The sequence below is a fragment of the Pseudomonas sp. NPDC086251 genome (assembly GCF_044746405.1).
GTDB lineage: Bacteria > Pseudomonadota > Gammaproteobacteria > Pseudomonadales > Pseudomonadaceae > Aquipseudomonas.
Genome location: NZ_JBIVBY010000024.1, coordinates 83029 through 106144, shown reverse-complemented (window position 1 = coordinate 106144; position 23116 = coordinate 83029). Strand labels below are relative to the sequence as shown.

The window sequence follows — 23116 nt, the reverse complement described above, 5'->3', positions numbered from 1 at the left end:
TCGCGACATTCCCCGACAAACCAGATAATCTTTGAATCCGATAAAGAAAATCTTTAATGGAAAACCATGAAATACCCAACCTACCTCAATGCACTCAGGGCCTTTGAAGCTGCGGCGAGACACCAGAGCTTTTCCGAAGCGGCAACGGAATTGAACGTGACACCCGCAGCCGTGGGGCAGCAGGTGCGGGTGTTGGAGGCGTGGTTGGGTGTGCCGCTGTTTCATCGCGCCAACAGCGGCACCACCCGACTGGTGCCGACCGACGCGGCGCGCGCGGCGTTGCCCGACATTCGCGCCGGGTTCGATCGATTGAGCATGGGCCTGTCGCGACTCAAGGACGCGTCCGACAGCGGCGTACTCACCGTCACCGTCAGCCCGGCGTTCGCCGCCAAATGGCTGCTGCCGCGGATCGAGCGTTTCCAACAGGCGCATCCGGACACTGACTTGCGGCTCGATACCAATCAGCGGCCGGTGGATTTTCTGGTGGATGGTATCGATGTCGGCGTGCGTTACGGCGCCGGTATCTGGCCCGGTTTGACCGCTGTACGGCTGATGGATGAGGAGATATATCCGGTGTGTTCGCAGTCATTGCGGGATCAGTCACCCGCGCTCCTGGAACCTGCTGACCTGTCGCGCTACACCCTGCTCCACGACCTGACGATGGAACAGAACAGCGGATTTCCCACTTGGCGAACCTGGCTCGATGCAGCCGGTTTTCCCGATATCGACGCCGAACATGGCCTGCGCATCAACAATTCGGCGGCGGTGCTGCAAGCGGCTATCGACAGTCGAGGCGTGGCGTTAGGGCGTAGCGAGATGGTGCGCGACGATCTGGCGGCGGGTCGCCTGGTGCGTCCGTTCGGCGACCTGACCTGCCCGATCGACCTGGCGTACTACGTGGTCTATCGACCCGAATGCGCGGCGAAACCGCGGATTGCGGCGTTTCGGGATTGGGTGCTGGAAGAGGCCGCCAACATGCAACGCTCGTAGCAGCTGCCGAGCCCGCGAGGCTGCGTTCGGCGGCGCAGCCGTCGTAGAACCCGACAACGCGGTTTTTCAGGCGAACCGCGCGTGCAGGGTTGGCGAGGACTGCGTCCTCGAACGCAGCCTCGCAAGCTCGACAGCTGCTACAGAGGGAGCGTCGTTCGTTAGTGGATTATTCGATACCGACCTGATTACGCCCATTATTCTTCGCCAGGTACAGCCCTTTGTCCGCCGCCGAGATCAGCTGACGGCAATCGGCGCCCGGTTGTGGGGTCATGGTCGACAAGCCGATGCTGATGGTCAGGATCGAACCTTCTACCGGAAAAATGTGCGGGATCTTCAGCGCCGCTACGGTCTGGCGCAGTTTCTCCGCCACCAGCCGGGCGCCGCCCAGCGATGTATTGGGCAGCACCAGGGCGAATTCTTCGCCGCCGTAACGGGCCGGCAGGTCGGAAGGTCGGGCGCTGGCGTCTCGGATTGCGGTGGCCACTTTGCGCAAGGCTTCATCGCCTTCAAGGTGGCCGAAGCTGTCGTTGTAGGACTTGAAGTAGTCGACATCGATCATCAGCAACGACAATTGGCTCTGGTCACGCAGCGAGCGTCGCCACTCAAGTTCCAGGTATTCATCGAAATGCCGGCGGTTCGACAGCCCCGTCAGCCCATCCGAGTTCATCAAGCGTTGCAGCACCAGGTTGGTGTCGAGCAACTGCTGCTGGCTGACCCGCAACGCCCGATACGCCGCGTCACGCTGCAGTAAGGTCATGTAGGAGCGCGAGTGATAGCGGATGCGCGCCACCAGTTCGATGTTGTCCGGCAGTTTCACCAGGTAATCGTTGGCCCCGGCCGCGAACGCCGCGCTCTTGATCAGCGGGTCTTCCTTGGTCGACAGGACGATGATCGGAATGTCCTTGGTCGCCGGGTGGTTGCGGTACTCGCGCACCAGCGTCAGACCGTCCAGACCGGGCATCACCAAATCCTGAAGGATCACCGTCGGCTTGATGCGGATCGCCTGGGCGATGGCCTGATGCGGATCGGCGCAAAAATGGAAGTCGATGTTGTCTTCGTTCGACAACCCCCGTCGCACGGCCTCGCCGATCATCGCCTGATCGTCCACCAATAACACCATCGCGGCGTTTTCGTCGGTTTTGAAGCCGTCGATCTGTAAGTCATTCATGTGCAGTCACCTGAGTACTACTTGGGCCAGGATTGCTGTGAAAATTGCTCATTTAGGGAATATCTCCAGCAATCGTGGCGCTATCTTGTCCAGTGGTCGAACTTCGACGGCAGCGTCGATGGCCGCTGCCGCTTTGGGCATTCCGTAAACCGCGCTGCTGTTCTGATCCTGAGCGATGGTCAGGTAACCTTGTTGGCGCATGAGTTTAAGCCCCTGCGCGCCATCGCGTCCCATGCCAGTGAGCAAAACACCCACCGCGTCACCGCTCCAGTAATGGGCCACGCTCTCGAAAAACACATCGATAGACGGCCGATAGATCTCGTTGACCGGTTCGGCGGTGTAGGCCAGCGTGCCGTTTTTCAACAAACGGATATGGTGGTTGGTGCCGGCCAGCAGGACCGTGCCACTTTGCGGTGGCTCGCCTTCCTGAGCCAGGCGAACATTCAAGCCGCTGGCACTGCTCAGCCATTCGGCCATGCCCGCGGCGAACACCTGATCGACGTGTTGCACCAGCACGATCGCCGCCGAAAAATCCCGCGGCAGGCCTTTGAGCAATATTTCCAGCGCTGCCGGGCCGCCAGCGGACGAGCCGATGGCCACCAGGCGCTGGCGTGAACCCGAACTGCGCAGCGGCGCCGGTGCCGCGCGCTCGCGATTGCCTCGGTCACCGATCAGCCAGCCAATGTTGACGATTTTACGCAGCAACGGCGCGGCCGCTTCCTGGGCATTGCCGGCACCCAAGGCTGGCGTATCGACCACGTCCAGCGCGCCGTGGCCCATGGCCTCGAACACCCGGTGCACATTCTGCTGTCGGTCGACGGTAACGATCACAATGGCGCACGGGGTCTCGGCCATGATTCGCCGGGTCGCTTCGACGCCGTCCATCACCGGCATGATCAAGTCCATCAGGATCAGGTCCGGGGTGAATTCGGCGCAACGTTTCACCGCCTCGGCGCCGTTGCTGGCGACCCAGACCACCTCGTGCGCCGGCTCGAAGGCCAAAGCGCGGCGCAGGGCCTCTACGGCCATGGGCATGTCGTTGACGATTGCGATTTTCATGCCCGCGCTCCTCCGATGAGCTCAACCACTGCGTCAAGCAGGGCGTCGTCATGAAAACTGGCTTTGGCTAGATAATAGTCGGCTCCGGCGTCCAGTCCACGACGACGGTCCTCTTCTCGATCCTTGTAGGACACCACCATAACCGGTAGCGATTGCAATCGATTGTCTCGGCGCAACAAAGACACCAGTTCGATGCCGTCCATGCGCGGCATGTCGATGTCGGTGATCAGCAGATCAAAATCCTCGGAACGCAGGGCATTCCAGCCATCCATGCCGTCCACCGCGACCGCGACGTCGTAGCCGCGATTGAGCAACAGCTTGCGCTGCAACTCGCGCACGGTGAGGGAATCGTCGACCACCAGAATCCGCTTGCGCGCGGCTTCCACGATTTGGTTGCTGTGGCGGGCAATCCGCTCCAGACGCCCGGTATTGAGCAGTTTGTCCACCGAACGCAGCATGTCTTCGACGTCGACGATCAACACCACCGAGCCGTCATCGAGCAACGCCCCGGCGGAAATGTCCTGCACCTTGCCCAGACGCTCATCCAGCGGCAATACCACCAGCGTGCGCTCGCCAATAAAACGCTCGACCGCCACGCCGTAGATCACCTCGCGCTCGCGGATCACCACGACTTTGAGGGTTTGCGGGCTGTTTTGGCTGGCCGGGCGCTGCAACAGTTGACTGGCCGCGACCAGCCCGACATGCCGGCCTTCATACCAGAAATGCTGACGACCTTCGACCTGAACGATGTCCGCCGACGCCAGGTCGCACATGCGCTCGATGTGCGCCAGTGGAAAGGCATAGGCCTCGTCACCGACTTCCACCACCAGGCTGCGCACCACCGACAGGGTCAGCGGCACTTCGAGATGGAAGCGACTGCCCTCGCCCGCCGTCTGCTCCAGCACCACCGCGCCGCGCACTTGGCGGACCATGTGCTGAACCGCGTCCAGGCCGACGCCGCGCCCGGAAACTTCGGTGACCGTGTCCCGCAGGCTGAAACCCGGCAGGAACAGGAAGGTCAGCAGCTCTTCTTCGCTCAACTGCGCGGCGGTTTCGGCCGGCGACAATTGGCGCTCGATGATGCTGCGGCGGACCTTTTCCAGATCGACGCCATTGCCATCATCGCTCAGTTCCAGCACCAGCAACCCCGCCTGATGCGAGGCGCGCAAGCGGATCAGCCCTTCAGCCGGCTTGCCCGCCAACAGCCGTTGCTCCGGGGATTCGATGCCATGGTCGACGGCATTGCGCAGCAGGTGCGTCAGCGGCGCTTCGAGTTTTTCCAGCACATCGCGATCGACCTGGGTCTTTTCGCCCTCGATCTCCAGCCGTACTTGTTTGCCAAGACTGCGGCCGAGGTCGCGGACCATTCGCACTTGCCCGGTCAACACATCGGCAAACGGCCGCATGCGACAGGCCAGTGCCGTGTCGTACAACACCTGCGCCCGCTGACTCGCCTGCCAGGCGAACTCATCCAGCTCGGCGTTTTTTTCCACCAGCAGTTGCTGGGATTCCGCCAGCAACCGGCGGGCGTCCTCGAGGGCTTCCTGGGCTTCCAGGCTCAAGGCATGATCCTTGAGGTGGACGTTGAGGTTTTCCAGCGCCCGCAGGCCGTTGTTCTGCATGCGTTTAAGGCGCTGCATGGTAGCCAGGTGCGGCTTGAGCCGCAGGGTTTCCACCAGGGATTTACTCGACAGGTCGAGCAGGCTGTTCAAACGCTCGGCGGTGACCCGCAACACGCGCTCACCGTTTTCGGTGGTGCGCCGGGTCTTGGTCGGCTCGGCAATCGGTGTTGGCACTTCGACAAAGGGGGCGGGCGCCTCGGGCTCGGGCGCAGACATGAAGGGCGCTATCGGCGTACTGATGGGCGCGGCCAGCGCCAAGGGATCGAGTAACCGCGCCATCAGGGCCACGTAGGACTCGATGTCCGCTGGCACGGGATTGTTGTTCGGCGTGGCGATGCGCATCAGCAGGTCGGTGCCTTGCAACAACGCGTCTATGTGCTCGGGGCGCAGGTACAGGCGCCCTTCCTGGGCACTGACCAGGCAATCCTCCATCACATGGGCCACGCTGACCCCGGCATCGACCCCGACGATCCGCGCCGCGCCCTTGAGCGAGTGCGCCGCGCGCATGCACGACTCAAGGTGATCGGCCTGGGTCGGATCGCGCTCAAGCGCCAGCAGCCCCGCGCTCAACACCTGGGTCTGAGCCTCGGCTTCCAGGCTGAACAGCTCCAGCAAAGAGGCGTCGCGCATTTGCTCAGGGGTCATGTGAGGCTCCGGGTCACGGCGGACAGCAACTGTTCTTCATCCAGCCACCGCAGGCTGCGACCTTTGAACGGCAACACGCCACGGGTGTACTTGGCGCTGGCCTGAGTGCCCGACCGCGAGGCGGCCTCGAGGATGTGTTCGTCGATGGCATGAATCCCGTCCACTTCGTCCACCGGCACCACCACCGGGCCACCATGGGCAGCAATGATCAGCATCCGCGGCTTGACCCGCGCGCCGGACGCCACGCTGCTGACGCCATCGAGCCCGAGCAACTCAACCAAAGAAAGGCACGCCACCAAGGCGCCGCGCACATTCGCCACACCAAGCAAGGCCCGGGAGCGTTGATGCGGCAAGGAGTGAATCGCCTGCAACGGCGCCACTTCCACCAGGCTGCGAGTCGCCAGGCCCAGCCATTCTTCGCCGAGACGGAACATCAACAGCGAGCGGGTTTTCACCTCGCTCTCGGCCACGGTGGACACTTGCCCGCGATCTTCTTGCTGCAACGCGTAGCGGTCGAGCAAACGCGTGGCGGCGGCCGAATACACCGCGCAATTGCGGCAGTGAATATGTTCGATCAGCAGCGGGCAAGACTTGTCGCCGTGGATACCGATGCGGTTCCAGCAGTCGTCGATGGCCTCGGCATCATCATGGGTGAGGCGAAAAGTGTCGGCAGCGTTCATCGTTTACGCTCACTGTCAGCGGCGCGTTCGCTGCGGGCGGCGCGGGCCTGCAAGCGCCTGGCTCCCACCGTGTCGCCCTGGGATTGCAGCAAGGCAGCCAGGTGCATCAACGCGTCGGGATGTTGCGGTTCGAGGTACAACGCCTTGCGGTAAAACCCCTGGGCTTCAAGCGCGCTACCGGCCACATCGCTGAGCAACCCCAACCAATAGAACACCTGAGCCACGGGTTCGTGGCTGTGCAAATAGCCTTCGCACGCGGCACGGGCTTCGGCACTTTTGCCTTCGTTGGCGAGGGCGGCGATGTTAGCCAGCAATGTCGCGGCGTCCGAGGTTTTCGGGGTAACGGGCAGCGGTGCAACCGTTGCAAACGGGCGACTACGTACCGGCGGCGGGGTCACACTGCGCACCGGTTGGCGCACAGGCAACGGGGTCGGAACGAACGCGGGCAACGGTTCAGGCTCCACCAGGCTCTGGCGGCTGAAGGCAAAAGACTGCGGAATGCCGATCGAACGCATGCCAAAACGCCCGAGCAAACTGCCCTCGGCCGGACCGATAAACAGCACGCCGTCGACATGGGTCAGGCGCTTGAGCACTTCAAAGACTTGTTGTTGGGTCGGCTGATCGAAATAGATCAGCAGGTTGCGGCAGAACACGAAATCGTAGGGCGACTCATTGGCCAGCAACGTCGGATCAAGCAGGTTACCGACCTGCAAACGCACCTGTTCAAGCACGCATCCATTGAGGCGATAGCCGTCGCTTTCCGCGGTGAAATGCCGCTCGCGAAAGTCGATGTCCTGGCCACGAAACGAATTCTTGCCGTACAGCGCGCGCCGGGCTTTTTCCACCGACAGCGGGCTGACGTCCATTCCGTCGACCTTGAACTGATGCGGCTTGAGCCCCGCATCGAGCAGGGCCATGGCGATGGAATACGGTTCTTCGCCGGTGGAACACGGCAGGCTGAGAATCCGCAGCGCCCGCATGTGGTTGATCTCGGCCAACCGTTTGGTGGCCAGTTTCGCCAGCGTGGCGAAGGATTCCGGGTAACGGAAGAACCAGGTTTCAGGAACGATCACCGCTTCAATCAGCGCCTGTTGCTCGTCATGCGAACCTTGCAGGGTATGCCAGTACTCGTCGGCCGTCAGTGCCTTGGACGCGGTGCTGCGCTGGCGCACCGCACGCTCGATGATCGCCGGGCCGACCGAGGTCACATCGAGGCCGATCCGCTCTTTGAGGAAATCGAAAAACCGCTGGTCGCTGCTCATGGCCGCTCCTCAAGCAACGCCAGGTCCATGGGCGGCGACGGGAACAGCAACGCGCGGACCTGATCGTCGAGCAAGTCGGCGACCCGCACCCATTGCAACAAACCCTGAGCGTCTTCACGAACAGGCCCGAGGTACGGCGCCTGGCGGTTATCCAGGCCATACGGTCGGAAGTCCGCCGGGTTGCAGCGCAAGGTGTCGGTCGCCTGCTCCAGAATCAGCCCGAGCAGTTGCGCCGGCGCGGTTTGATCCGGGCGGTAATTGACCAGCACCAATCGCGTGCTGGTCCGGGCGTGGGCCGGTTGGCCGAAGGTCAGCGCGCTGAGGTCGATCACCGGCACCACCGCGCCGCGATAGGCGAACACCCCGGCAACCCAGTCCGGCGCACGCGGGATGGGTTTCAACGGCAGGCGCGGCAGTACTTCCGCCACCTCGGTCGCCTGCAAGGCATAGCGCTCGCTGCCGATGCGGAACACCAGGAACAACGATTGCGCCGCCGGCTTCACGGCGGTGCGTTTGGCCGTGAGTTCGCTCATCAGACTTTGAATCGCGAGACGCCGCTGCGCAGCCCCACGGCCACCTGGCTCAGTTCGTCGATGGCAAAACTGGCCTGGCGCAACGACTCGACCGTCTGGCTGCTCGCATCACCCAACTGCACCAGCGCGTGGTTGATCTGCTCGGCACCGGTGGCCTGGGCCTGCATGCCTTCGTTGACCATCAACACCCGCGGCGCCAGCGCCTGCACCTGGTGGATGATCTGCGACAGCTGCTCGCCGACTTGCTGCACCTCGGACATGCCACGGCGCACTTCTTCGGAGAACTTGTCCATGCCCATGACCCCGGCCGACACCGCCGACTGAATCTCGCGCACCATCTGCTCGATGTCGTAGGTGGCGACAGCGGTCTGATCCGCCAGACGCCGCACTTCGGTAGCGACCACGGCAAACCCGCGACCGTATTCGCCGGCCTTCTCGGCCTCGATCGCCGCGTTCAATGACAGCAGGTTGGTCTGGTCGGCGACTTTGACGATGGTCACCACCACCTGATTGATGTTGCCGGCCTTCTCGTTGAGGATCGCCAGTTTGGCGTTGACCAGATCCGCCGCGCCCATCACCGAGTGCATGGTCTCTTCCATCCGCGCCAGGCCTTGCTGCCCGGACCCGGCGGCCACCGAGGCCTGATCGGCAGCGGTGGAGACTTCGGTCATGGTGCGCACCAGGTCACGGGAGGTGGCGGCGATTTCACGGGACGTCGCGCCGATTTCAGTGGTGGTGGCGGCGGTTTCGGTGGCGGTCGCCTGTTGTTGCTTGGAGGTGGCGGCGATTTCGGTGACCGAGGTGGTGACCTGCACCGAGGAGCGTTGGGCTTGCGACACCAGGGACGTCAGCTCGGTCATCATGTCGTTGAAGCCGGTTTCCACGGCGCCGAATTCATCCTTGCGCTCCAGGTTCAGGCGGCCGCTGAGGTCGCCGGTGCGCATGATTTCGAGGATCTGCACGATGCGATTCATCGGCGCCATGATCGCCCGCATCAATAGCAGGCCGCAGAGGCCGGCGGCCAGTACCGCGACCAGCAGGGAAATGCCCATGATGGCTTTTGCGGTGACTACCGCGTCATCGATATTCGCGATGTCCTGATCGGCCACCGCTTTGTTTTCGCGGATAATATCGTTGAGTTTCATGCGCCCGGCGGTCCAGGCCGGGGTCAGTTGTTCGTTGAACAACTTGATGGCTTCGGCTTCCTGATTGCCTTTATGCAAGTCGAGAACGGCACCCAGGACCTTGCTGTAACTCTCATGGAGCTTTTCAAAGATCGCGTACTCGACCTTGTCTTCATCCGTGGTGACGGTGTTGCGGTAGTTATTCATCTGCTCTTGCAGGTGTTCTTCGAAGGTTTTGAACGCGGCGGCATCCTCAGCGCTGATGCCTTGCCCTTCTTTCAGGCCCAGCATTTCCTGGATATGCAGGAAACTTTCCGACCAGGCGCTGCGAACCATCGAGCTGTAATACAGCCCCGGCAACGCATCTTCACGAACGCTGGCTTCGCTGGCCTCGATTTTCAATAACCGGGAATACGAGACGACGACCATCAGCAACATGATGGTGATAATTACCGCAAAGCTCGCCAGGATCCGTTGGCGCAACGTCCAGTTTTTCACAGTCAGTCCTCGGGGCCGTTCAAATGCTGCGGAGTATAGCCGAGGGTGGGGGTGCATCTATCAAGGGTTGCGCAGCATTTCTCATCTCTGGCAGAAATAGCCGGAGTTGAGGCATTTGGGGATGTGTTGGGGCTGAGGACGTCTTCGCGGGCAAGCCTCGCTCCTACAGGTTCACGCGAAGTCCTGTAGGAGCGAGGCTTGCCCGCGAAGAGGCCCTGAAGACTTACACCGAAGCCTGGCGCACCTGCTTCTCCAGCTCGGCCTTCAACCCCGGCTCAAGCTTGAGCTGGCGCGCCAGTTCATCGAGGTAGGATTTCTCCATGAAATTCTCCTCGTCTACCAGCATCACGCTGGCGATGTACATTTCAGCGGCCATTTCCGGCGTGCTGGCGGCGCGGGCTACATCGGTCGGGTCAAGCGGCTTGTTCAGCTCTGCATGGAGCCAGTGTTGCAGCTCCTGATCGTTGTCGAGCTTGGTGAACTCCCCTTCAATCAACGCACGTTCGCGCTCATCGACATGACCGTCAGCCTTGGCGGCGGCCACCAGGGCCTTGAGAATGGCTTGGCTGTGTTGTTCGACTTGCGCTGCGGGCACGCGGTCGACCGTTTGCGGTTCGCCCTTCGGCGCAGTGCCTTGCTGGGCCTGCCAGTTGCCGTAAGCCTTGTAGGCAATCACGCCTAATGCGGCGAGACCGCCGTAGGTCAGGACCTTGCCGCCGACACTGCGGCCCTTCTTGCTCCCCAATAACAGGCCCATGGCGCCGGCCGCCAATGCACCGCCGCCCGCGCCCGAGAGCAGGCTGCCAAGGCCGCCCGAGCCGGCGCTGCCGCCGAGCAAGCCGCCCAGCCCGCCGCCGGAAGTCTTGTTCTGCGTGCCGCCCGCCTTGTTCTGCAACATGTCCTGACCGGACTTGAGTAGTTGATCGAGCAATCCACGGGTGTTCATTTGTTGCCTCTACGAAATGGGTGTAACCGACCTTAAGGCCTCCAGCCTAGATCGAAAGTGCCCGGGATCCGGGCGCGAGAGTGCTTCGAGATGTTGCGCTGCGTCAGTGCGCTGCCCCAGCACCTCAGAAAAATAGATATACACTCGAGCAAATCTATAAAAACCGCCCACCGGGTACTTCCCCATGATGACCTTGCGTCAGATCCGACACTTCATCGCCGTGGCCGAGACCGGCTCGATCTCCGCTGCTGCACAAACCGCCTTCATTTCACAGTCGACATTAACCCTGGCGATCCAGCAACTGGAGCAGGAAATCGGCGTCGGCCTGTTCAATCGTCACGCCAAGGGCATGACGCTGACGCACCAGGGTCACCAGTTCCTGCGCCAGGCGCACCTGATTCTGGCCACCGTCGACAACGCCAAACGCAGCCTCCAGCAGAGCACTGACCAGGTGGCCGGGCAGTTGATCATCGGCGTGACCAGCCTGGTGGCCGGTTACTACCTGGCGGATTTGCTCACCCGTTTCCAGCGCGCTTACCCCAACGTCGAAATTCGCGTGATGGAAGACGAGCGGCCGTACATCGAGCATTTGCTGGTCAGCGGCGAAATCGATGTCGGCGTACTGATCCTCTCCAACCTCGAAGACCGTCACGCCTTGCAGACCGAAGTCCTGACCCATTCGCCGCATCGACTGTGGCTGCCGGCCCAGCATCCTTTGCTCGAACACGACAGCATCAACCTGGCCGATGTGGCCCGCGAGCCGTTGATTCAACTGAACGTCGATGAGATGGACCGCAACGCCCAGCGCATGTGGTCGGCGGCGTCGCTGCAACCGCGCATCACCCTCAGAACCGCCTCGACGGAAGCCGTACGAAGCCTGGTGGCAGCAGGTTTGGGCGTCTCGATCCAGCCCGACATGACCTACCGCCCGTGGTCATTGGAGGGCGACATCATCGAAGCCCGGCCGATTGCCGACCTCAGCCAGACCCTCGATGTCGGCCTGGCCTGGCGCCGAGGCACCGCGCGCCCGGCGCTGGTGGACCCCTTTCTGACCGTCGCCCGCGAACAACCCCACGGCGGACGCAAGCCATCTATTTAATCGAATGCCACCTTCAGTATTTAGTATTTGTCGACCTCGGACCCGCGCACTAGTCTTGTTGTATCTATATAAGACGGCCGGGCCCCAGTCACAGGGAGCAGCATGGCCACACAAGAAAAGAGAACCCGAAAAATGGCTGGCGCGCAGACCCCGTTGTTCACCGCGTTGTTGATCGATGGCGAATTGGTCGCGGGCCAGGGGTTTGTCGAACCCATCCTCAACCCGGCCACCGGTGAAGTGTTGACGCACATTGCCGAAGCCAGCACCGAGCAGGTTGAAGCGGCGATCCTTGCCGCGCATCGCGCCTTTGCCAGTTGGTCACGGACCACCCCGCAGCAACGTTCGAACCTGCTGCTGGACATCGCCAACGCCATCGAAAAAAACGCCGACCTGCTCGCCCGCCTCGAATCCCTGAACTGCGGCAAGCCATTGCACCTGGCCCGTCAGGACGATTTGAGCGCGACAGTCGACGTCTTCCGCTTTTTCGCCGGTGCCGTGCGTTGCCAGACCGGCCAGCTCAGCGGCGAATACCTGCCGGGTTACACCAGCATGGTTCGCCGCGATCCGATAGGCGTGGTGGCATCAATTGCGCCGTGGAACTACCCAATCATGATGGCCGCGTGGAAAATCGCCCCGGCCCTGGCCGCTGGCAACACCCTGGTGTTCAAGCCGTCGGAACACACGCCGCTGTCGATCCTGGCCCTGGCGCCGGCGCTGGCCGAGATTCTGCCGCGCGGCGTGATCAATATCGTCTGCGGTGGCGGCGAAGGCGTCGGCAGCCACTTGGTCAGTCACCCGAAAGTGCGCATGGTCTCGCTGACCGGCGATATCGTCACCGGGCAAAAAATCCTCCAGGCCGCGGCGAAAACCCTGAAACGCACGCACCTCGAGCTCGGCGGCAAAGCCCCGGTGATCGTCTGCAACGACGCGGACATTCAAGCCGTGGTCGAAGGCGTGCGCACCTACGGCTATTACAACGCCGGCCAGGATTGCACCGCCGCCTGCCGGATTTATGCACAGGCCGGGATTCACGACCGCCTGGTGGCCGAACTCGGCGCGGCGGTCAGCAGCCTGCGTTTTGCTGGCAAACGCGATGCCGACAACGAAATCGGCCCGCTGATCAGCACCCGCCAGCGCGATCGCGTGGCCAGTTTCGTCGAACGCGCCCTTGGGCAGCCGCACATCGAACGGGTGACCGGTGCGGCGGTGCATTCCGGCGCCGGCTTCTATTACCAGCCGACCTTGCTGGCCGGTTGCAAACAGAGCGATGAGATCGTCCAGCGCGAAGTGTTCGGGCCGGTGGTCACCGTGACCCGCTTCGATGGACTGGAGCAAGCGGTGGACTGGGCCAACGATTCGGAATACGGCCTCGCCTCGTCGATCTGGACCCAGAACCTCGACAAAGCCATGCAGGTCGCGGCGCGCTTGCAGTACGGCTGCACCTGGATCAACAGCCATTTCATGCTGGTCAGCGAAATGCCCCACGGCGGCCTGAAGCGTTCGGGCTACGGCAAAGACTTATCCAGCGATTCGCTTCAGGACTACAGCGTGGTGCGGCACATCATGGCCCGCCATGGCCAGCATCTCTGACTACGCTAATAACAAGCCGCCAGCGGCATGCTTCACCACGTTCACAACTGCCCCGACCATAATTAAAGAAGAGGGAATTCCCATGTTCGTGCACAAGACCGCACTGCTCAGTGCAATCACCACTGCATTGCTCGCCAGTGCCAGTATCCAGGCCGCCGAACCGCTGAAAGCTGTCGGCGCCGGCGAAGGTCAGCTGGATATCGTGGCCTGGCCGGGCTACATCGAACGTGGCGAAAGCGACAAGGCCTACGACTGGGTCACCGGTTTCGAGAAAGAAACCGGCTGCAAGGTCAACGTCAAGACCGCCGCGACCTCGGATGAAATGGTCAGCCTGATGGCCAAGGGCGGTTACGACCTGGTCACCGCGTCGGGCGATGCCTCGCTGCGGTTGATCGTCGGCAAGCGTGTGCAGCCGATCAACACGTCGTTGATTCCAAACTGGAAGAACATTGACCCGCGCCTCAAGGACGGTCCTTGGTACGTCGTCAATAAACAAACCTACGGCACGCCCTATCAGTGGGGTCCGAACGTGCTGATGTACAACACCAATGTATTCAAGACAGCGCCGGACAGCTGGAGCGTGGTGTTCGAAGAGCAGACCCTGCCAGACGGCAAGTCCAATAAGGGCCGGGTCCAGGCGTACGACGGCCCGATCTACATCGCCGATGCGGCGCTGTACCTCAAGTCGACCCATCCGGAACTGGGCATCAAGAACCCCTACGAGCTCAACGAAACCCAGTACAAAGCGGCGCTGGACCTGCTGCGCAAGCAACAGCCGTTGATCCACCGCTACTGGCATGACGCGACCGTGCAGATGAGTGACGTCAAAAACGAAGGCGTGGTGGCGTCCAGCACCTGGGGCTACATGGTCAACGGCTTGGTGGCCGACAAGCAGCCGGTGGCTTCGGTTATCCCTAAAGAAGGCGCAACAGGCTGGGTGGACACCACGATGATGCACGTCGAGGCCAAGCACCCCAACTGTGCTTACAAGTGGATGGACTGGTCGCTGCAACCGAAAGTGCAAGGAGACGTCTCGGCGTGGTTCGGCGCATTGCCGGCAGTGCCTGAAGGTTGCAAGGCCAGTGAGTTGCTCGGCGCCGAAGGGTGTGCGGCCAATGGTTACGACCAATTCGCCAACCTGGCCTTCTGGAAAACCCCGCAGGCCGAAGGCGGCAAGTTCGTGCCGTACAGCCGCTGGACCCAGGATTACATCGCAATCATGGGCGGTCGATAGATAACCCAGCCCTGTAGGAGTGAGCTCGCTCGCGATGGTCGTTAACGATCACGCGAGCATCCTGAATGAACGCATAGTCCTGGCGTTCTTCGCAAGCAAGCTCGCTCCTACAACAGATTCCTCGCTTTTTCAGAAGTCCAGGCAGGGCCGCTGCGACGGCCCTCGCCTTTTTGGAGCACCGCACCATGACGCTTGCAGTCCAGTTCACCAACGTTTCCCGTCAGTTCGGCGAAGTCAAAGCCGTTGACCGGGTTTCCATCGACATCCAGGACGGCGAGTTCTTCTCCATGCTGGGCCCTTCCGGCTCGGGCAAAACCACCTGCCTGCGCCTGATCGCCGGTTTCGAACAACCGAGCGCAGGCTCCATCCGTATTCACGGCGAAGAAGCCGCCGGGCTGCCGCCGTACCAGCGTGACGTCAACACCGTGTTCCAGGATTACGCGTTGTTCCCGCACATGAACGTCCTCGACAACGTCGCCTACGGTCTGAAAGTCAAAGGCGTCGGCAAGGCCGAGCGCAACAAGCGCGCCGAAGAAGCCCTCGACATGGTTGCCCTCGGCGGCTACGGCGAGCGCAAACCGGTGCAACTGTCCGGTGGTCAGCGCCAGCGTGTGGCCCTCGCCCGCGCCTTGGTCAATCGCCCGCGCGTATTGCTGCTCGATGAACCGCTCGGCGCACTGGACCTTAAGCTGCGCGAGCAAATGCAGAGCGAGCTGAAAAAGCTGCAACGTCAGCTCGGCATCACCTTCATCTTCGTCACCCACGACCAGACCGAAGCGCTGTCGATGTCCGACCGCGTCGCGGTGTTCAACAAGGGGCGCATCGAGCAGGTCGACACGCCGCGCAATCTCTACATGAAACCGGCGACCACCTTCGTCGCCGAATTCGTCGGCACCTCCAACGTGATTCGCGGCGATCTGGCGAAGCAGCTGAGCGGCAATCCACAGCCGTTTTCGATTCGCCCGGAACACGTGCGTTTTGCCGAAGGCCCGCTGGCCAGTCACGAGATCGAAGTCAGCGGTCTGCTCCACGACATTCAGTACCAGGGCAGCGCCACGCGCTATGAAGTGAAACTGGAAAACGGCCAGACCCTGAACATCAGCCAGGCCAACGTGCAGTGGCTGGACGTCAGCGCGCAACACCAGACCGGGCAACGCATCAGCGCACGCTGGGCACGGGAAGCCATGATCCCGCTGCACGACAACATTGTCGGCGGGGTGTGAAATGACCAGCGTGGCTCTGCCTCATACCCCGGCGGGCGGCTCGCCGCTGCGCAGGTTCGCCAACCTGCTGTATCGCCGACCGAACTTTTACCTGTCGCTGCTGCTGGTGCCGCCGCTGCTGTGGTTCGGCGCGATCTACTTAGGTTCGCTGCTGGTGCTGCTGTGGCAAGGCTTCTACACCTTCGATGACTTCACCATGGCGGTCACGCCGGACCTGACGCTGGCGAACTTCGCCGCGCTGTTCCAGCCGTCGAACTTCGACATCATCCTGCGCACCTTAAGCATGGCCGTGGTCGTGTCGATCGCCAGCGCCATCGTCGCGTTTCCGATTGCCTACTACATGGCGCGCTACACCACCGGCAAGACCAAGGCGTTTTTCTACATTGCGGTGATGATGCCGATGTGGGCCAGTTACATCGTCAAGGCCTATGCCTGGACGCTGCTGCTGGCCAAGGGCGGCGTGGCGCAGTGGTTCGTTCAGCACCTAGGGCTGGAGCCGGTGTTGCAATTCGTGCTGGGCATTCCGGGTGTCGGTGGCAGCACGTTGTCGACCTCGCACCTGGGGCGTTTCATGGTGTTCGTCTACATCTGGCTGCCGTTCATGATCCTGCCGATTCAGGCGTCGCTGGAACGTCTTCCGCCCTCGTTGTTGCAAGCCTCGGCGGACCTCGGTGCCAAACCGCGCCAGACCTTCATGCAGGTGACGTTGCCGCTGTCGATTCCGGGCATCGCTGCCGGTTCGATCTTCACGTTTTCGCTGACCCTTGGCGATTTCATCGTGCCGCAACTGGTGGGCCCACCGGGCTACTTCGTCGGCAGCATGGTGTATGCCCAGCAAGGTGCGATCGGCAACATGCCGATGGCCGCCGCGTTCACGTTGGTGCCAATCGTGCTGATCGCCATTTACCTGTCCATCGTCAAACGAATGGGGGCCTTCGATGCACTCTGAGAAAGCGTCTATCGGCCTTCGCATTGCAGCCTGGGGTGGGTTGGTGTTTTTGCACTTCCCGATCCTGATCATCTTCCTGTACGCCTTCAACACCGAAGACGCGGCGTTCAGTTTTCCGCCGAAGGGTTTCACCCTGAAGTGGATCGGCGTGGCCTTCTCGCGGCCCGACGTCCTGGAAGCGATCAAGCTGTCGCTGCAGATTGCAGCCGTCGCGACGTTGATTGCGCTGGTCCTCGGCACGTTGGCGTCGGCGGCGTTGTACCGTCGGAATTTCTTCGGCAAGCAAGGCATTTCGCTGATGCTGATCCTGCCGATTGCGTTGCCGGGGATCATCACCGGGATCGCGCTGTTGGCGACCTTCAAGACGCTGGGCATCGAGCCGGGGATGTTCACCATCATCGTCGGTCACGCGACCTTCTGTGTGGTGATCGTCTACAACAACGTCATCGCCCGCTTGCGCCGCACATCGCACAGTTTGATCGAGGCCTCGATGGACCTCGGCGCCGACGGCTGGCAGACCTTCCGCTACATCGTCCTGCCGAACCTTGGCTCGGCGTTGCTGGCCGGCGGCATGCTCGCGTTTGCGCTGTCGTTCGACGAAATCATCGTCACCACCTTCACCGCCGGCCATGAACGCACCCTGCCGCTGTGGCTGCTCAACCAGCTCAGCCGCCCACGGGACGTGCCGGTGACCAACGTCGTCGCAATGCTGGTGATGATGGTGACCATGCTGCCGATTCTCGGCGCCTATTACCTGACCCGTGGCGGCGAAAGCGTTGCGGGGAGTGGCGGGAAATAACGGACAACTCATTACCACTACCGAAACCGATTCCTGTAGGAGCGAGGCTTGCCCGCGAAGGCGGTGTGTCAGCCAACATCAATGTTGAATGTGATGGCCTCTTCGCGGGCAAACCTCGCTCCTACAGGGACCCGGTTCCGACAGAAAAATAAAAGCTGCAATGAGGACAATGCCATGCAAACCAAACTCTTGATCAACGGCCAACTGATTGACGGCGACGGCCCCGCCCAACCGGTGTTCAACCCGGCCCTCGGCCGTGTGCTGGTGGAAATCAACGAAGCCAGCGAAGCCCAGGTCGATGCCGCCGTGCGGGCTGCCGATGCGGCGTTCGCCAGCTGGGCGCTGACCCCGCCGAAAGAACGCTCGCTGTTGCTGCTCAAACTCGCCGACGCCATCGAAGCCCACGGTGAAGAGCTGGCCAAACTGGAATCGGACAACTGCGGCAAGCCCTACAGCGCCGCGCTGAACGACGAGATCCCGGCGATTGCCGACGTGTTCCGCTTCTTCGCCGGTGCCAGCCGGTGCATGAGCGGTTCGGCCGGTGGTGAATACCTGGCCGGGCACACCTCGATGATCCGCCGCGACCCGGTCGGCGTGATCGCTTCCATCGCGCCGTGGAACTACCCGCTGATGATGGTCGCCTGGAAAATCGCCCCGGCCCTCGCCGCCGGCAATACCGTGGTGCTCAAGCCGTCGGAACAAACCCCGCTGACCGCCCTGCGCCTGGCCGAACTGGCGTCGGAGATTTTCCCGGCCGGCGTGCTCAACCTGGTGTTCGGCCGGGGTCCTACGGTCGGCAGCCCGCTGGTCACGCACCCGAAAGTGCGCATGGTGTCGCTGACCGGCTCGATCGCCACCGGCTCGAATATCATTTCCAGCACCGCCGACAGCGTCAAACGCATGCACATGGAACTGGGCGGCAAAGCCCCGGTGATCATCTTCGACGACGCCGACATCGAGGCGGCCGTGGAAGGCATTCGCACCTTCGGCTTCTACAACGCCGGCCAGGACTGCACGGCGGCCTGCCGCATCTACGCCCAGGCCGGCATCTACGAAAAATTCGTCGAGAAGCTCGGCGCAGCGGTCAGCAGCATCAAGTACGGTTTGCAGGATGATCCCTCGACCGAACTGGGGCCGTTGATCACCGCGCAACATCGCGACCGCGTCGCCGGGTTCGTCGAGCGCGCCGTGGCGCAGCCGCACATTCGCTTGATCACCGGTGGCAAGGCTGTTGAAGGCAATGGTTTCTTCTTCGAGCCGACGGTGCTGGCCGACGCGCAACAGGACGACGAAATCGTCCGTCGCGAAGTGTTCGGGCCGGTGGTGTCGGTGACCCGATTCACCGATGAAGCCCAGGTGCTGGGCTGGGCCAACGATTCGGACTATGGCTTGGCGTCGTCGGTCTGGACCGCGGACGTCGGCCGTGCGCATCGTCTTTCAGCGCGGTTGCAGTACGGCTGCACGTGGGTGAATACGCACTTCATGCTGGTCAGCGAAATGCCCCATGGCGGTCAGAAACTGTCCGGTTACGGCAAGGACATGTCCATGTATGGATTGGAGGATTACACCGTCGTGCGGCATGTGATGTTCAAGCATTAAAAGCTTCGCGGGCAAGCCTCGGTTTCAAGGCAGAAACCGGCAGTACGCACCACCAGGCTCCACACCAAAGAAGTCAAAACAATAACCACCGATCCTGGCTGAGCCTTAAAGGCCCCGCCACGGCTTCGGACATCCGAAATCTGCCGATTTTCCGGAGCGAACACACATGAGTGCATCACCCGAACTCTCTACAGCCGTCGCCGACAGCGATGCCGAGCAACTACGCAAGCTGGGTTACACCTCGAACTTCAACCGCAGCATGAGCCTGTGGGAAAACTTCGCCCTGGGCTTCACTTACCTCTCGCCGGTCGTAGGGGTTTATACCCTCTTCGGCCTGTGCCTCGCCGCCGGTGGGCCACCGGTGTTCTGGGCCTATTTGCTGGTCGGTTGCGGCCAGTTGCTGGTGTGCCTGATCTTCGGTGAAGTGGTCTCGCAGTTCCCGATTTCCGGCGGTGTGTACCCGTGGGCCCGCCGCCTGGTGGGCAAACGCTGGGCGTGGATGGTCGGCTGGATCTACTCCATCGCCCTGTGCGTGACCATCGCCGCTGTGGCAGTCGGTGCCGGCCCGTACCTGGCCGCGATGATGGGCTTTGAACCCAGCAACAACACCAACATCATCATTGCGCTGTTCCTGACGCTGTTCGCCACCCTGGTCAACCTCAGCGGCACCAAAGTGCTGGCGCGGATCGCCATGTTCGGCTTCCTCTGCGAATTGGTCGGCGCCGTGATCGTCGGCGTTTACCTGCTGATTTTCGAACGTCATCAATCGATCAGCGTGTTGTTCAACACCTTCGACATCAGCATCGACGGCTCTTACCTGCCGGCCTTCCTCACCGCTTCGCTGGCGGGGATGTTCCTCTACTACGGCTTCGAGGCCTGCGGCGACGTGGCCGAAGAAACCCCGAACCCGAGCAAGCAGATCCCGGTGGCCATGCGTATGACCATCTACATCGGCGGCATCGCCGCGATGTTCGCGTGCCTGGCGCTGATCCTTGCCGTGCCCGACATGCAAGCCGTGATCAACGGCACCGACAAAGACCCGGTCACCACCATCCTCAACAATGCCTTCGGTCCGGTCGGTTCGAAAGTGGTGATGGGCGTGGTGATGATTTCCTTCATCTCCTGCGTCATCAGCCTGCAAGCGGCGGCGAGTCGTCTGCTGTATTCCTACGCCCGGGATGAAATGGTCATCGGCAGCTCACTGCTGAAAAAGATTTCCCCTACGACCCAAGTGCCGGTCGCTGCACTGTTTGTCTCCGGCGTCCTGCCGGCGCTGATCATCATCCTAGGCTTCTTCCTGCAGGACGCGGTGGCGACCATCGTCAGCTTCGCGGCGATCGGCATCTACCTGGCCTTCCAGATGATCGTCCTCGCGGCGCTCTATGCACGCCTGAAAGGCTGGAAACCCAGCGGCAAATTCACCCTCGGCGCCTGGGGCTGGGCCGTGAACATAGGCGCACTGGTTTACGGTGTCGGCGCGATCATCAACATGGCCTGGCCACGCACGCCGGATGCGGCGTGGTACATCAACTATGCGATGGTGTTGAGTACGGCGATCGTGATTGGGCTGGGGTTGCTTTATATGTGGCTGGCCAAGCCGTATGACCATGGGACTGCGCCTGCGGGGGATGCCTGGAAGGTTAGTCGGTAATGGCGGTTACCCTGCTCGCAGTGATGCGGGCAGGGCTCGCGATACTAGATTGCTTGAGGCTTGGAGAGGGTTTCGAATTCATCCATCAGCAGGTGGATTTCGGTACTGGGGTTGGGTTCGCCGCTGACAGCGACGTCCTCGATAATCTTTGGTCCTAAAGCGCGTGCCTTTTGAAAAGGCTCACCCAAGAGCTGTGCGAAATAGTTGGTATCTTCACCCTTCTCATATTTATCCATATTGGGTTTTTCTCTTAGGCTCTTGGTTACCAAGTCGCCCGGAGAATGCTTCCCGACCTCTCGAAATGGCTTTCGATTGAAACCGAAGTGCAGTAGCAGCCAAAACTCAAAACAGGGGTACGAAGCGATGATTTTGATTTTCGGGTGTGGCCTCGCCAGATTTATTGCCCGTTCAAAGCAAAGATGCGTATCCCGGTCCAATGCACAAAATACCTTGTCGAAGCTTTTCTGACGGATGATCGCTTTTTCCACAATGCCACTTGGATGCGTTAATCCACAGTGAGCAATTTCAACCTGAGCGTTGGCACGAAAGTGAACGGCAGCTTCCTCCAGATATCGTTTTCCTGACTTGCTGTCTTCACAGAGGATTAACACTTTCGGTTGAGGCCTGAATCTCGGTGCCTTTCGATCAAACAGCCGTATCGAGCGCGCCATGATCAACCCCGCCTTATCAATGGCAACCCGCGATAACGGCCTTCAAAGTAACGTTTCTCGACGTCTTCCCCTTCCCGTCCATCAAAATCGTGAACAGAGAAAAGGCCGGTTGCGCCGTTAGCATCTCGTTCGGTGAGCCAGAACTGATCGCGCCGAAGCGCTTTGGCGTCCATTAGATGTGTGTCGTGAGTGGAAAAAATCAGCTGAGTATCCAACCCACTGTTCAGGTGTTTCTCAATGAGGCCAGCGACGATTGAGGGGTGAATGCTGCTGTCCAACTCGTCGACAACAAGGATTCCGCTCCCATCGGCGTGATTGATCATGAACCAGGGCAGCCAGAATCCAATCAGGTTTTTTGTACCACCGGACTCCTCGGAAAAATCAAACTCGGCTTTGCCTAAAAGGCTTGTGTGCGTCAGGGTGACTTTGTCTTTTTGGGCCGCGGCAAAGAACTCCTTGAGTGTGAGTTTTTTAACGCGTTGAACAGACTCTGCGTCCTCGGTATTGAGTTGGATCGCTGACACCGGAATGTCCACTTCCTTTAGAAAGTCGCGCAAATCGCTCGTGTAATCCGAAGCCATTCGAAGGAACCTGATGGACGCTGCTGACAGCCCCATCATGTTGTTCTGTTCAATAACGAGCAGACCGGTTTGAAACCAGCTGAACGGCCCCCGCAATTGTGTCAGCTCCTCGTTACTGTTCGAAACCGCCTGCGAAATAAACAACATCTTCGGGCTCGTCAGACGCCGCCAGGCGTTGTGAACTTCTTCGCCACCTTCAAGGCTAGAGCCAAAAACATAGCGTTCCCTTTCCTCATCAAAGCGACGCTCATACAGCAGCGTTTCTTTGCCATTGGGGTATGAAACCAATTGCTCCTCGGTTATCCGCTGCGCCGTCATGCGCAGAACAAACCGATATCGGAGCTTGCCTTGAATGAAGTTGTACTCAAAGAAACTGGGTTCGTCCTTCAGCTGCGGGTCAAAACGAAACGGTGAAACCGGCAGAGGTTCATCATTTGAAGTCGCTGTAGAAGCGAGCAAATACCCCATGATTCCCATTGCCCGAATCAGCGAAGATTTGCCGGACGCATTGGGTCCGTAAATCGCGGCCACCTTCAGCAAGTCCGGCAGTTTTTCTCCCTTTACAGGAGGCTTGAACACATTGCGTTTTTTGCTCAGGCGCGGCGTCGCAGCCATGGACAGGGTCTGCTTCTCACGGAAGGAGCGATAATTGGCAACCGAAAACTCGATCAACATGTAGCAAACCTGCAGTTCATGACTGAAGGCAGAAAAACTATAGGAAAAACTTCAGGTGCGGCGTTGCTTCACTGCACTTCATGCAAAAACAGGCAATTCCTACAGATCAGCCCTTCTCACCAGAACACCAATTCCTACGACCTATTAAGAAAACCTCAGCACAGACACGCTCTTTTAGCAGCTGGCGAAGCCTGCTGTTACAGACCGCGGCCGCAACACAGCGTCACGGCCAGGCCCTTCTCCTCTTCAAAACCGCGAAACACTCCTCATCGCATCCACCAGATACCGCATCGCAATCCGGTCGCTCTCCGACAACTCCCGATACCGCTCCACCAATTTCATTTCCTCCGAATTCAGCCGACGCCTGCGCCGCCCTGTGACCAGGCATGGAAGGATTCCCAACAATTCAGTAATGCCTTGTACTTTTGACATGGACGATGTCCTTCTATACGTCAAAGAAATCTGAAAAACCTGCATCGCCCTATTACTTTCAGCAGTCGCTCTGTGCCCGCTGAAAC

The 23116-nt window shown here is 60.7% G+C and carries 20 protein-coding genes; 9 read left to right on the top strand and 11 right to left on the bottom strand.

The window, feature by feature from the left end; translation table 11 throughout:
• Positions 1-66 precede the first annotated feature (66 nt).
• Complete coding sequence (gene gcvA / locus ACIPL2_RS25045; protein WP_401360818.1) at positions 67-990, top strand: transcriptional regulator GcvA; 924 nt, start codon at positions 67-69, stop codon at positions 988-990.
• Positions 991-1156: 166 nt separating this feature from the next.
• Here the strand turns inward: gcvA and ACIPL2_RS25040 are convergent, their stop codons facing one another.
• From ACIPL2_RS25040 to ACIPL2_RS25005, 8 genes are all read right to left on the bottom strand, one after another.
• Positions 1157-2158 (bottom strand): diguanylate cyclase domain-containing protein, encoded by a 1002-nt coding sequence (locus ACIPL2_RS25040; protein WP_401360816.1) that lies wholly within the window; start codon positions 2156-2158, stop codon positions 1157-1159.
• A gap of 48 nt (positions 2159-2206) precedes the next feature.
• On the bottom strand, positions 2207-3217 hold the full coding sequence (locus tag ACIPL2_RS25035; protein WP_401360814.1) for a chemotaxis response regulator protein-glutamate methylesterase: 1011 nt from the start codon (positions 3215-3217) through the stop codon (positions 2207-2209).
• Positions 3214-5484 carry a hybrid sensor histidine kinase/response regulator gene (locus ACIPL2_RS25030; protein ID WP_401360812.1) on the bottom strand — a complete coding sequence of 757 codons (2271 nt, stop codon included), beginning with the start codon at positions 5482-5484 and terminating at the stop codon, positions 3214-3216. The genes ACIPL2_RS25035 and ACIPL2_RS25030 overlap by 4 nt, the downstream gene beginning before the upstream one ends.
• The gene (locus ACIPL2_RS25025; RefSeq protein WP_401360810.1) at positions 5481-6164 is read right to left on the bottom strand and encodes a chemotaxis protein CheW; all 684 of its coding nucleotides are present in this window, start codon (positions 6162-6164) and stop codon (positions 5481-5483) included. The genes ACIPL2_RS25030 and ACIPL2_RS25025 overlap by 4 nt, the downstream gene beginning before the upstream one ends.
• Complete coding sequence (locus ACIPL2_RS25020) at positions 6161-7426, bottom strand: CheR family methyltransferase (RefSeq protein ID WP_401360808.1); 1266 nt, start codon at positions 7424-7426, stop codon at positions 6161-6163. The genes ACIPL2_RS25025 and ACIPL2_RS25020 overlap by 4 nt, the downstream gene beginning before the upstream one ends.
• Positions 7423-7959, bottom strand: a complete 537-nt coding sequence (locus ACIPL2_RS25015; RefSeq protein WP_401360806.1) for a chemotaxis protein CheW — start codon at positions 7957-7959, stop codon at positions 7423-7425. Before ACIPL2_RS25015 ends, ACIPL2_RS25020 begins: the two co-directional genes overlap by 4 nt.
• The gene (locus ACIPL2_RS25010; protein WP_401360804.1) at positions 7959-9581 is read right to left on the bottom strand and encodes a methyl-accepting chemotaxis protein; all 1623 of its coding nucleotides are present in this window, start codon (positions 9579-9581) and stop codon (positions 7959-7961) included. Before ACIPL2_RS25010 ends, ACIPL2_RS25015 begins: the two co-directional genes overlap by 1 nt.
• 223 nt (positions 9582-9804) lie before the next feature.
• Positions 9805-10527, bottom strand: a complete 723-nt coding sequence (locus ACIPL2_RS25005) for a tellurite resistance TerB family protein (protein WP_401360802.1) — start codon at positions 10525-10527, stop codon at positions 9805-9807.
• Between the two features lie 184 nt (positions 10528-10711).
• Between ACIPL2_RS25005 and ACIPL2_RS25000 the strand changes: the two genes are divergently transcribed.
• From ACIPL2_RS25000 to ACIPL2_RS24965, 8 genes are all read left to right on the top strand, one after another.
• The gene (locus ACIPL2_RS25000) at positions 10712-11626 is read left to right on the top strand and encodes a LysR family transcriptional regulator (protein WP_008072897.1); all 915 of its coding nucleotides are present in this window, start codon (positions 10712-10714) and stop codon (positions 11624-11626) included.
• 132 nt (positions 11627-11758) lie between these two features.
• Positions 11759-13216, top strand: a complete 1458-nt coding sequence (locus ACIPL2_RS24995; RefSeq protein WP_401360836.1) for a gamma-aminobutyraldehyde dehydrogenase — start codon at positions 11759-11761, stop codon at positions 13214-13216.
• An 82-nt stretch (positions 13217-13298) separates the two neighbouring features.
• Positions 13299-14450, top strand: coding sequence for a putative ABC transporter substrate-binding protein YdcS (gene ydcS, locus ACIPL2_RS24990; RefSeq protein ID WP_059407714.1), 1152 nt, complete (start codon positions 13299-13301; stop codon positions 14448-14450).
• A 185-nt stretch (positions 14451-14635) separates the two neighbouring features.
• Complete coding sequence (locus ACIPL2_RS24985; RefSeq protein WP_059407713.1) at positions 14636-15673, top strand: ABC transporter ATP-binding protein; 1038 nt, start codon at positions 14636-14638, stop codon at positions 15671-15673.
• Position 15674: 1 nt separating this feature from the next.
• Positions 15675-16622, top strand: coding sequence for an ABC transporter permease (locus tag ACIPL2_RS24980; RefSeq protein ID WP_401360799.1), 948 nt, complete (start codon positions 15675-15677; stop codon positions 16620-16622).
• A complete protein-coding gene (locus ACIPL2_RS24975; protein WP_401360797.1) occupies positions 16612-17421 on the top strand; it encodes an ABC transporter permease in 810 nt (269 codons plus the stop codon). The genes ACIPL2_RS24980 and ACIPL2_RS24975 overlap by 11 nt, the downstream gene beginning before the upstream one ends.
• Before the next feature lie 174 nt (positions 17422-17595).
• Entirely contained in the window at positions 17596-19020 is a 1425-nt protein-coding gene (locus ACIPL2_RS24970; protein ID WP_401360795.1) for a gamma-aminobutyraldehyde dehydrogenase, read from the top strand.
• Between the two features lie 166 nt (positions 19021-19186).
• Positions 19187-20671, top strand: a complete 1485-nt coding sequence (locus ACIPL2_RS24965) for an APC family permease (protein ID WP_401360793.1) — start codon at positions 19187-19189, stop codon at positions 20669-20671.
• A gap of 44 nt (positions 20672-20715) precedes the next feature.
• Here the strand turns inward: ACIPL2_RS24965 and ACIPL2_RS24960 are convergent, their stop codons facing one another.
• The 3 genes from ACIPL2_RS24960 to ACIPL2_RS24950 form a co-directional block, all read right to left on the bottom strand.
• A complete protein-coding gene (locus ACIPL2_RS24960; protein ID WP_401360791.1) occupies positions 20716-21342 on the bottom strand; it encodes an RloB family protein in 627 nt (208 codons plus the stop codon).
• Positions 21343-21344: 2 nt separating this feature from the next.
• On the bottom strand, positions 21345-22598 hold the full coding sequence (locus tag ACIPL2_RS24955) for an ATP/GTP-binding protein (protein ID WP_401360789.1): 1254 nt from the start codon (positions 22596-22598) through the stop codon (positions 21345-21347).
• A 246-nt stretch (positions 22599-22844) separates the two neighbouring features.
• Complete coding sequence (locus tag ACIPL2_RS24950) at positions 22845-23030, bottom strand: hypothetical protein (protein WP_059407706.1); 186 nt, start codon at positions 23028-23030, stop codon at positions 22845-22847.
• Between the last annotated feature and the right edge of the window lie 86 nt (positions 23031-23116).

Coding starts and splice junctions, on each gene's coding strand:
- ACIPL2_RS25030 (WP_401360812.1), bottom strand. CDS start 5,484: ATGACCCCTGAGCAAATGCGCGACGCCTCTTTGCTGGAGCTGTTCAGC.
- gcvA (WP_401360818.1), top strand. CDS start 67: ATGAAATACCCAACCTACCTCAATGCACTCAGGGCCTTTGAAGCTGCG.
- ACIPL2_RS25035 (WP_401360814.1), bottom strand. CDS start 3,217: ATGAAAATCGCAATCGTCAACGACATGCCCATGGCCGTAGAGGCCCTG.
- ACIPL2_RS25000 (WP_008072897.1), top strand. CDS start 10,712: ATGATGACCTTGCGTCAGATCCGACACTTCATCGCCGTGGCCGAGACC.
- ACIPL2_RS25040 (WP_401360816.1), bottom strand. CDS start 2,158: ATGAATGACTTACAGATCGACGGCTTCAAAACCGACGAAAACGCCGCG.
- ACIPL2_RS24985 (WP_059407713.1), top strand. CDS start 14,636: ATGACGCTTGCAGTCCAGTTCACCAACGTTTCCCGTCAGTTCGGCGAA.
- ACIPL2_RS24970 (WP_401360795.1), top strand. CDS start 17,596: ATGCAAACCAAACTCTTGATCAACGGCCAACTGATTGACGGCGACGGC.
- ACIPL2_RS25020 (WP_401360808.1), bottom strand. CDS start 7,426: ATGAGCAGCGACCAGCGGTTTTTCGATTTCCTCAAAGAGCGGATCGGC.
- ACIPL2_RS25015 (WP_401360806.1), bottom strand. CDS start 7,959: ATGAGCGAACTCACGGCCAAACGCACCGCCGTGAAGCCGGCGGCGCAA.
- ydcS (WP_059407714.1), top strand. CDS start 13,299: ATGTTCGTGCACAAGACCGCACTGCTCAGTGCAATCACCACTGCATTG.
- ACIPL2_RS24950 (WP_059407706.1), bottom strand. CDS start 23,030: ATGTCAAAAGTACAAGGCATTACTGAATTGTTGGGAATCCTTCCATGC.
- ACIPL2_RS25025 (WP_401360810.1), bottom strand. CDS start 6,164: ATGAACGCTGCCGACACTTTTCGCCTCACCCATGATGATGCCGAGGCC.
- ACIPL2_RS25005 (WP_401360802.1), bottom strand. CDS start 10,527: ATGAACACCCGTGGATTGCTCGATCAACTACTCAAGTCCGGTCAGGAC.
- ACIPL2_RS24955 (WP_401360789.1), bottom strand. CDS start 22,598: ATGTTGATCGAGTTTTCGGTTGCCAATTATCGCTCCTTCCGTGAGAAG.
- ACIPL2_RS24995 (WP_401360836.1), top strand. CDS start 11,759: ATGGCTGGCGCGCAGACCCCGTTGTTCACCGCGTTGTTGATCGATGGC.
- ACIPL2_RS24975 (WP_401360797.1), top strand. CDS start 16,612: ATGCACTCTGAGAAAGCGTCTATCGGCCTTCGCATTGCAGCCTGGGGT.
- ACIPL2_RS24965 (WP_401360793.1), top strand. CDS start 19,187: ATGAGTGCATCACCCGAACTCTCTACAGCCGTCGCCGACAGCGATGCC.
- ACIPL2_RS24980 (WP_401360799.1), top strand. CDS start 15,675: ATGACCAGCGTGGCTCTGCCTCATACCCCGGCGGGCGGCTCGCCGCTG.
- ACIPL2_RS24960 (WP_401360791.1), bottom strand. CDS start 21,342: ATGGCGCGCTCGATACGGCTGTTTGATCGAAAGGCACCGAGATTCAGG.